Consider the following 15198-nt stretch of genomic DNA (forward strand, 5'->3'; position numbering starts at 1 on the left):
ATGGTAGTGTAGCATTCGCTATGCGAGAGTAGTTCACCGCCAGGCACCCAAATAAACAAGCCCTTCGTGAAAACGAAGGGTTTTTTTATTTGTATTACCTGATGGTTATCTGCCCGAGCGGGCGAACGCTATGCGACAAAAATGTCTGGAACATTTTTGGACAGCTTCACCTGGTCCCGCAGGGACGGGGCGCACGATGCGCCGAGCAATGTAGTTCACCGCCAGGCACCCAATTCCAACCCCGCTCTCTAGAGCGGGGTTTTTGTTTTTTATCTCGGTTAAATTTCACTCTGACGAAATCGGCTAGTTAGCTGAGGTAAATCAGTTAGTATCAGACAGCACCTATAACAAAAATGTCTGGATACCAAGATGAAACTAGCCCGTATAACAAGTGCTGTGTGTATTACCGCTGCGCTGCTGTTAAGTAGCCCGCTACTAGCTGCTAAACCCTTGCAATATGACGATGTGTTTGAGCTGGAATTTGTCTCTGATCCTCAGCCTGATAGCAGTGGCAAAAACATCGTATTTGTACGTAATTGGATGGATCGTAGTACTGATAGACGCCGCACAACCCTGTGGTTAAGCAGTGCTGATGGTAAGTCGCTGCAAGCGTTGACCGACAAAAATACTGATGCCAGTTCGCCGCGGTGGGCGCCTGATAACAATCGCATAGCTTTTATTGCTGACGGCCAGATTCATCTTAAATGGCTAGATAGCGGCCGTACTTCTCAACTAGGCCAGTTGCAGCAGCGCCCGGCTAATTTAAGCTGGTCGCCTGATGGAAACTGGCTGGCTTTCACAATGTTTACTCCCAAGTCGGTTAAGCCGCCTGTAGCCTTACCCGGCAAACCTGAGAAAGCTGACTGGGCTAAAGCGCCGGTTTACATTGATAGTAAGCAGTACCGCGCCGATGGAGCCGGTTACTTACAAGCCGGCTATCAGCATATATATTTAATGCCTGCTAATGGCGGTTCAGCTATTCAGCTGACTGACGGTGATTTTAATCACGGCGGTGCAATCAGCTGGGCCCGGGATAGTAAAGCCATTTATTTCTCGGCTAATCGCCATGCTGACTGGCAGGCCAAACCGCTGAACAGTGAAATATTCCAACTGACTCTGGCTGATCGCACCTTAACGCAGCTGACCGACCGTAACGGCCCGGATGCTCAGCCTCAGCTATCGCCCGACGGTAAACTCATTGCTTATGTCGGTTTTGACGATCGTAAACTGGCTCATCAGGCGAACCGGCTTTATGTGATGAATGCCGACGGCAGTAATATCCGTAACCTTACGGAAGATCTGGACCGTGCTATTGATGATTTCCAGTGGCAAGCGAATAGCAAAGCACTTTATATCGCCTACGACAACGAGGGTAAAGGTGTGCTGGCGGAGCAGGCTGTCAGCGGTAAGCGTACAGTGCTTGCTGAAGATCTTGGCGGTAGCTCTTACAGCCGGCCTTACAGCGGTGGTCAGTTTGCTGCGGCCGACAATGGCCTGATAGCCTATACCCAGATGCATACACAGCGGCCAGCTGAGTTAGCGGTGATCAACAAGCGTAAAAAGCAAACCCTGACCAGCTTGAACGACGATCTGCTGTTTGCCCGTGATATTGGTGAAGTGGAAGAGTTCTGGTATGGATCATCGGTTGATCAGCGTAAGTTGCAAGGCTGGCTCATTTACCCGCCCAAGTTCGACGCCAGTAAAAAGTATCCGCTGATCTTAGAAATTCATGGTGGCCCGCACACTGCCTACGGCCCGCATTTTGCCATGGAGTTGCAGCTGATGGCCGCTCAAGGCTATGTGGTGCTTTATACCAACCCGCGTGGCAGCACCAGCTACGGTGAAGAGTTTGCTAATCTTATTCATCATAATTACCCCAGCCAGGATTTTAACGATCTGATGGATGGCGTAGATGCTGTGTTGTCCCGTGGCTTTATAAACGACCAAGAACTGTTTATTACCGGTGGCAGTGGCGGTGGTGTGCTTACCACCTGGAGCATTGCCCATACTGATCGTTTTGCCGCTGCGGTGGCAGTAAACCCGGTTATAAACTGGTTTAGTTTTGTGTTAAATGCCGATATGTACAGTTACTTTAGCCAGTATTGGTTTCCGGGGCTGCCGTGGGAGATGCCGGAGCATTATTTAAAGCATTCTCCCATCGCCCATGTAGGCAAAGTTAACACCCCCACCATGCTGTTTACCGGTGAGAGCGATCATCGCACGCCAATATCGGAAACTGAGCAGTATTATCAGGCATTGCAATTGCGTGGCGTGGAAACGGCGATGGTACGGGTGCCCGGCGCATCGCATGCGCTACATACCCGACCTAGTAATTTGATGGCCAAACCGGCTTATATAGTGTACTGGTTTAATAAATACCGGCAGAAAACGACGCCTTAACGTTATGTTTGCCCGGTAGGCAGACTACCGGGCTTATGTTAGGCTGCACTTATTATCAGGTCGCAATGTTCGTTTTCTATGCAGTTGATTCTAATTTCACAGCTTTTTGCTTTACCTTTAAGTTCGCTTTTGTATAATGGCGCGACCAGCTACAGGGGCATAGTTCCAATTGGTAGAACAGCGGTCTCCAAAACCGATGGTTGGGGGTTCGAATCCCTCTGCCCCTGCCACTTCTCGTTATGACTAATCTTACTTACTCACAGCAGCAGCTGCTAAATACACTGCAAATAACGCCGTTGGCATTAAACGACGCTTTTCAGCAGCCTGTTTTGCTGGCAGAAACAGGCGATGTTATCGCCAATACACACCAAAAACCCGATCTAAACCTACCTCTGGCGCAGGATATTGCCTGTGCGTTACCCGAGGGGGTTAATTGGTTTATCCAATCTGGTGCCGAGTTATCGCTGGAGCAGCAGCACCTGATCACCGCTGATTTGACAACATTACGCCAGGCAGAGCAGAAAAAAGCACTGTGGGCATTGCTGAGTAGTCTGGATGAAGATTGAATTTGCCAGTGCAGCAGATGTTCCCCAAATGCTGCAGATTGAACGTCAAGCTAATAAATACCCGTGGACAGAGCAGGCCTTTACCAGCAGTTTTGCCGATAGCTACTTTAGCTACAAACTGCTCGATGACGCCGGTGTTATGCAGGGGTTTTATATCGCTCAATTAATACTGGAGCAGCTGGAGCTGTTTAATATTTGCGTGGCGACTGACGCGCAGGGCAAAGGCTATGGTAAAGCGCTGCTGCAGCACTTTTTAACCGAAGGACAAAGCCGCGGCGCTACTGAGGCTCTGTTAGAGGTACGTAGCAATAATCACGCAGCCATTGCGTTGTACCAAAAAGCGGGTTTTAGTATTAACGGCCTGCGTAAAGGCTATTACGTCAGTGCAGAGGGTAAAGACGACGCCATTTTAATGCACAAGTGGCTATAACTACACCACTGCACTTTATGAATATTACTTATGTGCCATTAGTGGACACTCAATCTTGACACCAAGTGATCAAAAACCAATCGAATACGTTGTGGTACTGGACCACGTTGAGGGCGATAAATATATAAATCCCAAGGCACAGGCTCGACCTCTTCTAACACTCTCACAAGTTTCTCTTGGCGTAATAAGTCTTGGACCAAAAAGTCAGGAATTTGAGCAAACCCCAGTCCATTTTGTACGCTCATTAATTCAGCTTCGCTGTCGGCACTTCGAAAACGTGTTATGGATGGCGTCCACTGTCTGCCCATGGAAAAAACCCATGGCCAAAGCCTTCCCGTATTGCGATCGACTAACCCTGTAACCGGCAAGTGGTTTAGATCTACAATAGACGCAGGCCTTCCCACTCTATTTATTAAGTCAGGCGAAGCCACGACATACATATTAGTTTTGGCGAGCTGGCGGGCAATAAATCGACTATCTCTCATAAAGCCGATACGAATCCCAATATCTATTTTTTCGTCAACGACATCCACGCGCTCGTCACTGAGTGTCAGGTCTATATCCAGTTGAGGATGTATTGTTGAGAGCTCCAGTAATACTGGCATCAAGCATTTATGACCAAAACCAACAGGCGCTGCGATACGAACCCGACCTTGTAATTCATTACCGGAGTTAGGGGCGCTTGTTTGAAACAATTCATCTACAGCGCGCAGGCGTTCTTTTGCTATCAAAGCAAATTTTTCTCCAACTTGGGTCACTTGTATGTGTCGCGTATTTCGATGAAATAAAAGCTCCCCTTGCAATTGCTCTAACTCCTTCACTGCTCGTGTCACTGCCTGAGGAGAAATTCCCAGACGGTTAGCCGCTTCTTTAAAGCTGCGAGACTCAGCAGCAGTACAAAATATCCGGAGCATTTCTAATCTGTTAAGCATCACTGTCACATTCAGGTTTGATATGAACACACCAATATTATTCCAAATTATGGAATTGTGAAATTAAAACGTTTCCATTTATTGGTTTTTGAAGGTAAGGGATACTTTGCTTGTTATTTAGACAGAGTCATTCATTCAACTAATTTGAGGATATTAACTATGAGTAGTGTTTTAGCAAACAACATCAGCGGTAAGGTCGTTGTTATCACTGGTGGTAGCAGCGGTTTAGGCGAGACCACGGCAAGACATTTAGCCAGTCTTGGTGCATCTGTTGTTTTAGGTGCCCGACGCATCGACAAGCTTGAAGCTATTGCTGCTGACATTCGCACAGCGGGCGGCAAAGTTGCTGTTCAAGCGACGGATGTGACTCGCCCGGACGAAGTGAAGGCCCTTGTAAATCTTGCACAAGAGCGCTTCGGTAAAGTTGATGTGGTTATCAATAATGCAGGGTTAATGGCGATTGCACCGTTAGCTGAGACTCGAGTTGACGAATGGGATCGCATGATTGACATCAACGTTAAAGGTTTGCTGTATGGCGTAGCCGCAGCGCTTCCGATCTTTCAGGCTCAGGGATCAGGCCATTTTATCAATATTTCGTCCGTAGCGGGTATCAAAGTATTCAGTCCCGGCGGCACGGTTTATAGCGGAACCAAATTCGCTGTTCGCGCTATTGCCGAAGGCTTACGCCATGAAGTTGGGGGTAAAATTCGTTCAACAATCATTTCACCGGGTGCAGTCGAATCTGAATTAAAGTATGGAAGTTCAGATACTCAGGGTGCAGCCTTTGTAAAAGATTTTTATCAGCAAAATGAAATTCCATCTGAATCTGTTGCTCGTGCTATCGCATACGCCATTGAGCAGCCTGCGGATGTGGATATCAACGAGATTGTTCTGCGCCCAACTGTTCAAGAATTTTAATTCGTTGAATAAAAGACCTATTAACCAGCGGGTGATTTAACCACCCGCTGAATATTCAGTTTGTGAGGTTATTGATGACTGCGTTAAACAGACAAATGCGTGCTTTGATATTAGATAGCTATGACGAGGGGACAGTATTCCGGGATGCCCTGATTAACTTACCTTCTCCATCAGCAGGTCAGGTGCAGGTAAAAATATTTGCAAGCGGCGTCAATCCTATTGATTACAAGATCCGCCGGGGTATCGCGCCTTATGCCATGCCGGAATTACCCGCAGTACTTGGCACCGATTTGGCTGGAGAAGTTGTTGCTATCGGCGACGGCGTCACCGATTTTGCAGTAGGCGATGCAGTTTATGGCCTGACTGGCGGAGTGCGGGGATTGCAAGGCTCATTGGCTGAATATGCCAACGTAGATGCTGAGTTACTTGCTCTCAAACCGAAAAATTTGTCCATGCGTGAAGCTGCGGCTTTACCTCTGGTTGCACTTACCGCTTGGGAAGGTTTGGTTGACAAGGCGAATGTTAAAGCGGGCCAGAAAGTCCTTATCCAGGGTGGAGCTGGCGGAGTTGGGCATGTAGCTGTGCAAATTGCTAAGGCCTTAGGTGCCGACGTTTATGCCACTGCATCGACTGGAAAACAACAACTGCTCAAGGCGCTTGGTGCCACGCCAATTGATTATCACACTGCAAGCCCTGCTGAGTACGTGGACGCATACACCCAAGGCAAAGGATTCGATATCATTTACGACACTGTCGGTGGCTCTGTACTCGACGCCTCATTAGGTATCATTGCACATTATGGACATATTTTAAGCTGTGCTGCATTCGGCTCACATAACCTGGCACCGTCGTCATTGCGCTCTGCAACATTGTCAGGGATTTTTGTGTTACACCCAATGCTCAGCGAAGAGGGGCGCAAACATCATGGTGACATTCTGCGGCAAGTTACGGCTCTCGTTGAAGCTGGACAAATTAAGCCACTACTCGATCCGTTACGCTTTTCCCTAGACACGGCAATGGATGCACATAATGCCGTAGAGTTGGGATCCATGGGTAAAGTCGTTATTGATGTAATTGCTTAAAAAGTTATTGTTGAGGATGCATATGAGCCCAAAAAAACTAATTCGAACTGTTCGTTTCCATGAATTAGGTGGCCCCGAGGTGTTAACTATTGACTCGCTGGCGAGTCCAAGTTTGCAGGCCACTGATGTTCGTATTGCGGTCAAAGCTGTTGGGCTCAATCGTGCTGATGCCATGTTTAGGCGAGGCCAGTATATAGAAAAGGCCGACTTCCCTTCGCGAATTGGCTATGAAGCATCCGGGATAGTCATTGAAGTCGGGGAAGAGGTAAATCATTTACGCCTTGGGGACGAGGTTTGTATTGTCCCTCAGATGGGGCTTTCTCAGAATGGCTGCTACGCAGAAGAGATTGTCGTACCAAGTGAATATGTGGCACCCAAACCAGCAGGGCTAACCTTTGCTGAAAGCGCAGCAGCCTGGATGCAGTACCTGACAGTTTATGGCGCTTTGGTCGAAATTGCTAACGTGCAAAAAGGCGATGCAGTACTGATAACCGCCGCATCGAGCAGTGTTGGATTGGCTGCGATTCAAATTGTGAATTCCCTGGGGGGTATTCCTATCGCTACAACTCTAACAGGAGCTAAAAAGGCTGCTGTGCTCAAGGCTGGCGCGGCCCATGTGATTGCAACCCAAGAAGAACCGCTGCTGGATAGCTTGAGAAGCATCTTGGGAGCAAACAATTTAAACATCGCATTTGATGCTGTCGGTGGGCCGCAGATAGCTGAAATTGCGGAAGCAATGAGCCCTGAAGGAACAATAATAGTACACGGAGCATTAAGTCCCGAAATAACGCCTTTTCCCTTAAAAATAGCACTTCGTAAAAGTCTGACAGTTAGGGGGTATGTGTTTACTGAAGTTATAAAAGACATCGGGCGTTTTCGCAGAGCAAAGCAATTTATCCACTCGGGTTTATCCGAAGGAACACTCAAGCCTGTCATTGATCGAAGCTTTAAATTTGAAGAGATAGTCGCAGCGCATCACTATCTGGAGTCAAATCAGCAGATTGGTAAAATAGTGGTCGTACTTGATTAACAGTTCGTAGCTTCCGCTAGTCTCTGGCCGGCGCATAATTCACCGCCAGAACAATAAGAAAAAGGGGTAGTGTATGGTAATTACCGATCTTCTCTGGCGGCGACCGCGCCATCACATGGATGTCGATGAAACCCACGACCGCGTGCACTGGGTGGAACTTTTCTTCGATCTGGTCCATGTAGTGACAATTTTCATTCTGGGGAATTACCTGTCCCATCATCTGGGGTGGCAAGGATTCTGGGTGTTTACCGGACTGTTCCTGGCGATTTTCTATGCCTGGGCAGACAGCTCGCTCTATAACTCACTGTATATCTCCACGGACATGCCGCATCGCGTGGCGATGGCACTTAAGATTGTCACGATGATGACCGTCGCGGCGGCGATTCCCGACGTGGCCGGTGAAGGCTGGACGTATTTCGCGCTGGCCTATGCGTTGAATCGGGCGCTGACGGCCTATCTTTACTGGCGGGCGCGCTGTACCGACAACGCGGCCAATAGGCTGGCGCAGGAACAGGGGCGGAATTTTTTCGTGTTGGCCGGGGTGTTCGCGCTGTCGGCTTTTTTGCCCACACCGGTCGCCTACTGGGTCTTTGCCGCCGGCGTGGCAGCAATCCAGCTGCAGTACATGCTGCCGCGGGTGGGCACGCTCCGCTTCGAACGCTTTGTGCCTCAACTCGGACACATCTCGGAGCGCTTCGGCCTTCTGATGTTGATCTTGCTGGGTGAAGGCTTCTTTAAACTGGTGGTCACGCTGGCCGAGAAGGGCGTCTACAGCGTCAGCGCGGGTACGCTGTTCAATGTGACCATGGGCGGGTTGTCCCTCTTCGCGCTGGCCTGGACTTATTTCGACTGCGCCGGCAATGAAAAACCGAAGAGCCGCACCAGTGCCGTGCTGCTGAGATACTGGTTTGCTCACATCGTGATTTTGTGGAGTGCAGTGACGATTGGCGTTGCGCTGGCCGGACAAGTCTACGTCGGCCTGTGGGAGCCTTATCCGCCCGGCTACGCCGCGCTTGGCTCGGTCGGCCTTGCGGTGTTTTTAGCTTCGCTATGGGCGCTGCGTCGAACCGTGGCTGATGCCACCGACAAATACCACAGCGCCGGTCTGAGGCTGTTCGGCATTGTCATGGCGCTGGTTGTGCTAGCCGTTCATCCCCTCATACCGTCGATTGTCAGCAACGGCCTTTGGGCCCTGGCGCTGTTCTCGCAGATTGGTGTGCCGATTTTTCTGGCGCTAAGAGAAGCGCGCCGGTCTGATAAAATGCTGTGATGGAACATGGCTGTAAATACCCCATTTATAACACAGTCATCTCGTAGAATATTTATGCCGCATTTGACGTTTTGCTGTTTTGAGTTGATTGCTCGTGCTAATGCTGATTGCCCGCCGACCATGTCAATGGCACAGCGGAGATGTTTGTGTCGTGTTGAACACTTCCATACCGTCTCCTTTTACAATAATAACTGTTACAAGATTGAGCTTTACAGTTTAAACTGTAGGTCGATCAACAGTTAAAATTGTTGAAAGGCTACAGTTTTATTTGTAGAATAAGGGCTTATGAAAACTTTATCCGAACGACTAAACCATGCCTTGCAGCTTACTGGGGTGACTCAGTCTGAGTTGGCTCGTCGCATTGGTATCAAACAGCAGTCGATCAGCCAGATTTGCTCTGGTAAATCGGCTAGGTCTCGTTACACCATGCAGATCGCGCAAGCGCTTCGCGTGAATGCCCATTGGCTCGCTACAGGTGATGGCGAGATTGGCTTGGGGGTCGGTAATGTAGAAGTCGGGCCTGATATTAAGGGAAGAATTCCTCTCATTAACTGGGTTCAGGCCGGTGATTGGACTGAAATAGCGGAGGGATTTGCCCATGAAGATGCTGAGGAGTGGCGTGAAGTCACTGGGAAAGCACATGAGGGTTGTTTCGCACTTCGCGTAAAAGGCGACAGTATGGAAAATCCAAGCGGAAAAAAATCCATACCTGAGGGAGCAGTGATCGTTGTTGATCCTGAGTTACCTTACTCTTCAGGTTCGCTGGTTGTTGCGCGTTTGGATGATTCGAAAGAAGCAACCTTTAAGCAGTTGGTCATTGATGGTGAACAGAAGTACCTAAAACCTTTGAACCCCCAATACCCTGCAATACCGATCAACGGCAACTGCACCATCATCGGTGTAGTACGACAAGCTATCATCGATTTTTGGTAGCGAAGGAATTTGTGGTTTAGCCACAGTTGTTCATAAGCTGAAGAAGCAACGATTACAAACAGCTACAACTGAGCATTGGCGCACGTTTAGAGTAAATGGTAACCGATTAGAGAGCCATTGATTGTTTATAAAGTCAAGATCAGCGAAAATAGCGGCCAATTACGATTAACACGACGGATTTGACAAGCGAAGAACTGAAAAGAGAGTACTTCCAAAAGTGTGTACAAATCCGTGTACAAACTAAAAGAATTTATCCATGGCAAACCAAGATTTTCTTAATGAAATCAATAAACGAAGAACATTCGCTATCATCTCGCACCCGGATGCGGGTAAAACCACGATTACTGAAAAAGTATTGCTGTTCGGACAACTGATCCAAAAAGCGGGTACCGTGAAAGGCAAAAAGTCTGGCCAATATGCTGCATCAGACTGGATGGAGATGGAAAAAGAGCGGGGCATTTCGGTAACCACTTCTGTCATGCAGTTTCCGTACAATGATTGTCTGGTAAACCTGCTGGATACCCCTGGCCACGAAGACTTTTCCGAAGATACCTACCGTACCCTGACGGCCGTAGATTCCTGCCTGATGGTTATCGATGGTGCCAAAGGTGTTGAAGAGCGTACCATTAAACTGATGGAAGTTACCCGGCTGCGCGATACGCCGATTATCACCTTTATGAACAAGATGGACCGCGATATTCGTGATCCTATCGACTTGCTGGATGAAGTTGAAAGCGTACTGAAAATTGCCTGTGCACCTATTACCTGGCCAATTGCCTCAGGTAAGGAATTTAAAGGTGTTTATCATATCCTGCGTGACGAGGTCATTTTCTATAAATCCGGTATGGGTCATACCATTCAGGATGTGGATATTATCAAGGGTATTGATAACCCTGAGTTGGATAAACGTATTGGCTACTACGCCCAGCAGCTGCGTGATGAAATGGAGCTGGTGCGTGGCGCCAGCCATGAATTTGACCAGGAACTGTTTTTAAAAGGTGAGTTAACGCCGGTATTTTTCGGTACCGCTTTAGGTAACTTTGGTGTAGACCATATGCTGGATGGTTTAACCGAGTGGGCACCGGCGCCGCAATCACGCGCAACCGACAGCCGCACAGTGGCACCAACGGAAAGCAGCTTCACCGGCTTTGTATTTAAAATTCAGGCCAATATGGACCCGAAACACCGCGACCGGGTGGCATTTTTGCGCATAGTGTCTGGCAAGTATGAAAAAGGCATGAAAGTGCGTCATGTGCGTATTGGTAAAGATGTGCTCATTCCGCAGGCCCTGACATTTGTCGCCGGTGATCGTGAGCACCTAGAAGAAGCTTACCCTGGCGATATTATTGGTTTACATAACCACGGTACAATCAAGATCGGTGATACCTTTACCAGTGGCGAGAATATGCAGTTCACTGGTATTCCAAACTTTGCGCCGGAACTGTTCCGCCGTATCCGCCTGCGCGACCCGCTAAAGCAAAAGCAGTTGCTTAAAGGCTTGGTGCAGTTATCCGAAGAGGGCGCGGTACAGGTGTTCAGGCCACTGGATAATAACGATCTGATTGTTGGTGCAGTAGGTGTACTGCAGTTCGATGTAGTCGTACATCGATTAAAGTCAGAATACAACGTCGATGCGCTGTATGAAGCAGTAAATGTGTCTACGGCGCGCTGGGTTTATAGCGATGATGCCAAAGCGCTGGATGAGTTTAAAAACAAAGCCAGTCAGAATTTAGCACTGGATGGCGGCGATGCGCTGACTTACATAGCACCAACCATGGTGAACCTGAATCTGGCCATGGAACGTTATCCGAAAATTAAATTCCACAAAACACGTGAACACTAACAGGTAAGCCGGATGAATATTAAGCAATTACTCACTGAGAAAACACAAAGCGCCTTTGTTGCGCTGGGCTTACCTGCCGATACCAACGCTGCCGTTACGGTAAGTACCCGGCCTGAATTTGGTGATTATCAAATAAACGGCGCTATGGCCGCGGCAAAATTATTAAAAACCAATCCGCGCCAGCTGGCCGAGCAATTAGTGCAACAGCTAAATTTGGCCGGTATTGCCAGTAAAACTGAGATTGCCGGCCCAGGCTTTATTAACGTTACGCTGGATAAAAGCTGGCTGGCGGCGCAGCTGCAGCAAGCTACTACCGATAACCGCTTAGGCGTAAGTGCCAATAACACCCCGCAAACAGTGGTAGTGGACTACTCCGCGCCTAACCTGGCAAAAGAGATGCACGTTGGCCATTTGCGTTCAACCATTATTGGTGATGCCGTAGTGCGTACGTTGGAGTTTTGGGGCGACAAAGTGATCCGCCAGAACCATATGGGCGACTGGGGCACGCAGTTTGGTATGCTGATCGCGCACTTAGAAGATAAGCTGGCGGCAGGGATTGATCTGGAATCAGTCGCGCTTGCTGACTTAGAAGATTTCTACCGTGAGGCGAAAAAGCGCTTTGACGACGAAGCAGGCTTTGCCGATAAGTCTCGTGATTATGTGGTCAAACTGCAAAGCGGCGATGCGCATTGCCAGAAACTGTGGCAGCTGTTTATCGACACCTCAGTGAAGCACAGTGAAGAAGTGTACGAAAAACTCAACGTTACGCTAAGCCACGCCGATATCAAGCCGGAAAGTGCTTATAACAGCATGCTGCAGGGCATAGTGGATGATTTAAAAGCCAAGGAATTGGCGGTAGAGGATCAAGGTGCGCTGGTGGTATTTCTGCAGGAGCTGGCCGATAAAGAGGGTAATCCGTCAGCCTTTATCGTGCAAAAAACCGGTGGCGGCTTCCTGTATTCGACCACCGATTTAGCCGCTTGTCAGTATCGTAGCCATGAGTTAAATGCCGATCGTATAGTGATCTTTACCGATGCGCGTCAGGCGCTGCATTTTAAGCAGGTTGAGTTAGTAGCGCGTAAAGCGGGCTATCTGCGCGATGCAACCACTTATGATCACTGCCCGTTTGGCACCATGATGGGTGAAGATGGCAAGCCATTTAAAACCCGTACCGGCGGAACGGTAAAACTGGCCGAATTACTGGAAGAAGCCGTAGTACGTGCTAAGGCTGTGGTGCAGGAAAAAGCCAGCGACTTATCTGATAATGAAATCGCTGAGGTGGCACGTAAAGTCGGTATAGGTGCAGTAAAGTTTGCTGACTTATCAAAAAACCGTACCAGCGACTACATTTTCAGCTGGGATGCGATGCTAAGCTTTGAGGGCGCGACTGCACCTTACCTGCAATATGCTTATACCCGGGTACGCAGCATTTTACGCCGCGCTGAAATTGCAGAAGGTTTCAGTGCAGCGCTGCTGATTGAACAAGAGCAGGAAAAGCAATTGGCGGTTAAACTGCTGCGCTTTGAAGAGGCTCTGCAGCAGGTAATGAAAGATGCACAGCCGAATCTGTTGTGTAATTACCTGTATGAGCTGGCCAGTTTGTATATGGCGTTTTACGAGGCTTGCCCAATACTTAAAGACGGCGTTGAACCAACGCAGCGTGACAGCCGTTTAATGCTGAGTATTTTTACCTCTAAGCTGTTGAAGCAGGGTTTAGACTTGCTGGGTATTGAGGTTATGGAGCGTATGTAAACTATGAAAATCGACGATATTCGCCGCAGTTACACTAAAGATAAGTTGGATTTTGATAAATTAACTGCCGATCCGATAGCGCAGTTTGAGCTATGGCTTAAAGATGCTATCGCGGCAGAATTACCAGATCCAACCGCGATGTGTGTGGCGAGTGTCGACGACCAGGGGCAGCCGTCACAGCGTCTGGTGCTGCTTAAGGATGTGAATCAGGACGGCTTTACCTTTTACACCAACCTGGGCAGCCGTAAGGCGACTGAGCTTAGTAACAACCCTAAAGTGTGCCTGCATTTCCCCTGGCACCCACTGGAGCGGCAGGTAATAGTTTATGGTACTGCCGAGCGGGTAAGCTCAGCTCAGGTAGCCAAATACTTTTTGTCCCGCCCGAAAGAAAGTCAGCTGGCAGCCTGGGCTTCAGAGCAGAGCCGGCCGGTATCAACCCGCTTAGCGCTAATGCAGAAATTTGCCGAGATAAAACATAAGTTTGAACATGGCGAAGTGCCGCTGCCGTCATTCTGGGGCGGTTTTTTAGTGCGGCCACATAAAATTGAGTTCTGGCAAGGCGGCGAACATCGTTTACACGACCGTTTTATGTACACCAAGCAACCTGATAACAGCTGGAGTATCGAGCGGTTATGCCCCTAAGCGGGCGGCAAGACCACGGCAGCAGCTTGCGGCTGTTTGATAGCCATTGCCATCTTGATCTACCTGAACTAAACGCAGAGCAGCTTACACATTGGCATAACGCCCAACTGGCGGGTGTGGAAAAGCTGCTTATTCCCGCTGTAGCGCAAGCGGCATGGCGTAACCTGCTGCACCTGCATCAGCAACATCCTGACTGGCATATCGCCTTGGGCATTCACCCGTGGTGGGCAACAAAGGCCAAGCCTGATGCACTTAGTGATCTCGATGCGTTATTAGCAAAACATAGCCCGCAAATAACAGCGGTGGGTGAAATTGGTCTGGATTTCGCGTTAGACGCAGACAGCTTTGAGGTTCAGGAAAAGCTATTTAGCCAGCAGCTTGAGCTTGCTGGTAAATACCAAAAGCCGGTTATTCTGCATCACCGTAAAAGCCAGCCTCAGCTGTTGGCTGAGCTTAAACAGCAGCAGTTTGCTGAGGGCGGTATCTTACACGCTTTTTCTGGCATCCAGCAGCAGGCCAAAGCCTTTATCGACCTGGGCTTTAAGCTGGGGATTGGCGGCACCATTACTTATGAGCGCGCAGAAAAAACGCGTCACACGGTAAAAAATTTGCCGTTAAGTTGCTTTGTGCTGGAAACCGATGCGCCGGCTATGCCACTCAGTGGTTATCAGGGCCAGGTAAATACGCCGGCGCAGCTGGCGTTGGTGTTTGCAGCCTTTTGTCAGCTAAGAGCTGAGCCGCCCGAGCAAATTGCTGCAGCTTTGTGGCAAAACAGCGTAGCAGCTTTAAGGCTTAATCTTACGTAAACGCAGTGACTGCCGCGACAGCCGGGCAAAGCCCCTGCGCAGTAAAAAGCCTATTACGCCCGCCAACACTAACATCGCCAGCAACTGCTGCATTAACTGCTGCCAGCGAATAGCGACTGGTGTCACTGAGGCGTCAAGACGCAAACTCAGTTTAATATAGCCCAGTAGCTGCTGATCTTTAGTAATCGACTGCACCATCGCCTGTAATTGTTCGCTGTGGCTTGGCCCGTATAATAACCGCGCTGGCGCGCTACCTTCTGACCAACTCATGCGTACGCCGTTAGCGTCATACACCACCACATCGTGTAAGTACGGGCTGGCTGCAATGTGCTGTGTCAGCTGCTCCAGGCCGTCCAGTTGGTCGTTTTCAATCAAATAGGCTGCTGTGTGCGATAACGCCGACAGCGTCTCACGCATCAGCTGGCTGCTTTGCTGCTGCAGTAAGGCTTTACCCTGCTGCTGGGTGTGAACCCAGGCTTGCAGCAATAGCCAAATACCCAGCACGGCTAAGGCTATTTGCACAAGTTTAATAGTGCTTGATGTCGTATCTGGTATTGCGATATGGTTCTGCATATTTTCCATCAGCGCCAGTCA

Annotated in this window: 14 protein-coding genes and 1 tRNA gene; 13 read left to right on the forward strand and 2 right to left on the reverse strand. The window is 49.1% G+C overall.

From position 1 onward, the window contains the following. The first annotated feature begins 369 nt into the window (after positions 1-369). From RNAN_RS16945 to rimI, 4 genes are all read left to right on the forward strand, one after another. Complete coding sequence (locus tag RNAN_RS16945; RefSeq protein WP_008224049.1) at positions 370-2400, forward strand: alpha/beta hydrolase family protein; 2031 nt, start codon at positions 370-372, stop codon at positions 2398-2400. 153 nt (positions 2401-2553) lie between these two features. Next, positions 2554-2630: transfer RNA gene (locus RNAN_RS16950), tRNA-Trp, on the forward strand. 9 nt (positions 2631-2639) lie between these two features. Further along, positions 2640-2966 carry a hypothetical protein gene (locus tag RNAN_RS16955; RefSeq protein ID WP_008224051.1) on the forward strand — a complete coding sequence of 109 codons (327 nt, stop codon included), beginning with the start codon at positions 2640-2642 and terminating at the stop codon, positions 2964-2966. Beyond that, positions 2956-3396 carry a ribosomal protein S18-alanine N-acetyltransferase gene (rimI, locus tag RNAN_RS16960; RefSeq protein ID WP_040552462.1) on the forward strand — a complete coding sequence of 147 codons (441 nt, stop codon included), beginning with the start codon at positions 2956-2958 and terminating at the stop codon, positions 3394-3396. The genes RNAN_RS16955 and rimI overlap by 11 nt, the downstream gene beginning before the upstream one ends. 38 nt (positions 3397-3434) lie before the next feature. Here rimI and RNAN_RS16965 read toward each other — a convergent pair whose 3' ends face one another. Beyond that, a complete protein-coding gene (locus tag RNAN_RS16965) occupies positions 3435-4328 on the reverse strand; it encodes a LysR family transcriptional regulator (protein ID WP_040552465.1) in 894 nt (297 codons plus the stop codon). 159 nt (positions 4329-4487) lie between these two features. Between RNAN_RS16965 and RNAN_RS16970 the strand changes: the two genes are divergently transcribed. The 9 genes from RNAN_RS16970 to RNAN_RS17010 all read left to right on the forward strand — a co-directional run bounded on the left by RNAN_RS16970 (position 4488) and on the right by RNAN_RS17010 (position 14604). Further along, entirely contained in the window at positions 4488-5246 is a 759-nt protein-coding gene (locus RNAN_RS16970) for an SDR family oxidoreductase (protein WP_008224056.1), read from the forward strand. Positions 5247-5320: 74 nt separating this feature from the next. After that, positions 5321-6328 carry a zinc-dependent alcohol dehydrogenase family protein gene (locus RNAN_RS16975; RefSeq protein ID WP_008224057.1) on the forward strand — a complete coding sequence of 336 codons (1008 nt, stop codon included), beginning with the start codon at positions 5321-5323 and terminating at the stop codon, positions 6326-6328. A 22-nt stretch (positions 6329-6350) separates the two neighbouring features. Continuing rightward, positions 6351-7358, forward strand: a complete 1008-nt coding sequence (locus RNAN_RS16980) for a zinc-dependent alcohol dehydrogenase family protein (protein WP_008224059.1) — start codon at positions 6351-6353, stop codon at positions 7356-7358. A 73-nt stretch (positions 7359-7431) separates the two neighbouring features. Continuing rightward, positions 7432-8628 (forward strand): low temperature requirement protein A, encoded by a 1197-nt coding sequence (locus RNAN_RS16985; RefSeq protein ID WP_040552467.1) that lies wholly within the window; start codon positions 7432-7434, stop codon positions 8626-8628. Between the two features lie 285 nt (positions 8629-8913). Continuing rightward, on the forward strand, positions 8914-9561 hold the full coding sequence (locus tag RNAN_RS16990; RefSeq protein ID WP_040552468.1) for a LexA family protein: 648 nt from the start codon (positions 8914-8916) through the stop codon (positions 9559-9561). A gap of 256 nt (positions 9562-9817) precedes the next feature. After that, entirely contained in the window at positions 9818-11404 is a 1587-nt protein-coding gene (gene prfC, locus RNAN_RS16995; RefSeq protein ID WP_008224066.1) for a peptide chain release factor 3, read from the forward strand. 12 nt (positions 11405-11416) lie between these two features. Continuing rightward, positions 11417-13156 (forward strand): arginine--tRNA ligase, encoded by a 1740-nt coding sequence (gene argS, locus RNAN_RS17000; protein ID WP_008224069.1) that lies wholly within the window; start codon positions 11417-11419, stop codon positions 13154-13156. Between the two features lie 3 nt (positions 13157-13159). Beyond that, a complete protein-coding gene (gene pdxH / locus RNAN_RS17005) occupies positions 13160-13798 on the forward strand; it encodes a pyridoxamine 5'-phosphate oxidase (protein ID WP_008224070.1) in 639 nt (212 codons plus the stop codon). Continuing rightward, positions 13789-14604 carry a TatD family hydrolase gene (locus RNAN_RS17010; RefSeq protein ID WP_008224072.1) on the forward strand — a complete coding sequence of 272 codons (816 nt, stop codon included), beginning with the start codon at positions 13789-13791 and terminating at the stop codon, positions 14602-14604. The genes pdxH and RNAN_RS17010 overlap by 10 nt, the downstream gene beginning before the upstream one ends. Here the strand turns inward: RNAN_RS17010 and RNAN_RS17015 are convergent. Further along, positions 14584-15186 (reverse strand): AhpA/YtjB family protein, encoded by a 603-nt coding sequence (locus RNAN_RS17015; protein WP_008224074.1) that lies wholly within the window; start codon positions 15184-15186, stop codon positions 14584-14586. The genes RNAN_RS17010 and RNAN_RS17015 overlap by 21 nt on opposite strands. Positions 15187-15198 lie beyond the last annotated feature (12 nt).

This window comes from Rheinheimera nanhaiensis E407-8, assembly GCF_000296695.1.
GTDB classification, from domain to species: Bacteria; Pseudomonadota; Gammaproteobacteria; order Enterobacterales; family Alteromonadaceae; genus Alishewanella; species Alishewanella nanhaiensis.

What these genes read in the sequence shown, in the direction of transcription:
- RNAN_RS16965 (WP_040552465.1), bottom strand. Translation starts at nt 4,328, where the DNA reads ATGCTTAACAGATTAGAAATGCTCCGGATATTTTGTACTGCTGCTGAG.
- rimI (WP_040552462.1), top strand. Translation starts at nt 2,956, where the DNA reads ATGAAGATTGAATTTGCCAGTGCAGCAGATGTTCCCCAAATGCTGCAG.
- RNAN_RS16985 (WP_040552467.1), top strand. Translation starts at nt 7,432, where the DNA reads ATGGTAATTACCGATCTTCTCTGGCGGCGACCGCGCCATCACATGGAT.
- RNAN_RS16990 (WP_040552468.1), top strand. Translation starts at nt 8,914, where the DNA reads ATGAAAACTTTATCCGAACGACTAAACCATGCCTTGCAGCTTACTGGG.
- RNAN_RS17015 (WP_008224074.1), bottom strand. Translation starts at nt 15,186, where the DNA reads ATGGAAAATATGCAGAACCATATCGCAATACCAGATACGACATCAAGC.
- RNAN_RS17010 (WP_008224072.1), top strand. Translation starts at nt 13,789, where the DNA reads ATGCCCCTAAGCGGGCGGCAAGACCACGGCAGCAGCTTGCGGCTGTTT.
- argS (WP_008224069.1), top strand. Translation starts at nt 11,417, where the DNA reads ATGAATATTAAGCAATTACTCACTGAGAAAACACAAAGCGCCTTTGTT.
- RNAN_RS16945 (WP_008224049.1), top strand. Translation starts at nt 370, where the DNA reads ATGAAACTAGCCCGTATAACAAGTGCTGTGTGTATTACCGCTGCGCTG.
- pdxH (WP_008224070.1), top strand. Translation starts at nt 13,160, where the DNA reads ATGAAAATCGACGATATTCGCCGCAGTTACACTAAAGATAAGTTGGAT.
- prfC (WP_008224066.1), top strand. Translation starts at nt 9,818, where the DNA reads ATGGCAAACCAAGATTTTCTTAATGAAATCAATAAACGAAGAACATTC.
- RNAN_RS16955 (WP_008224051.1), top strand. Translation starts at nt 2,640, where the DNA reads ATGACTAATCTTACTTACTCACAGCAGCAGCTGCTAAATACACTGCAA.
- RNAN_RS16980 (WP_008224059.1), top strand. Translation starts at nt 6,351, where the DNA reads ATGAGCCCAAAAAAACTAATTCGAACTGTTCGTTTCCATGAATTAGGT.
- RNAN_RS16970 (WP_008224056.1), top strand. Translation starts at nt 4,488, where the DNA reads ATGAGTAGTGTTTTAGCAAACAACATCAGCGGTAAGGTCGTTGTTATC.
- RNAN_RS16975 (WP_008224057.1), top strand. Translation starts at nt 5,321, where the DNA reads ATGACTGCGTTAAACAGACAAATGCGTGCTTTGATATTAGATAGCTAT.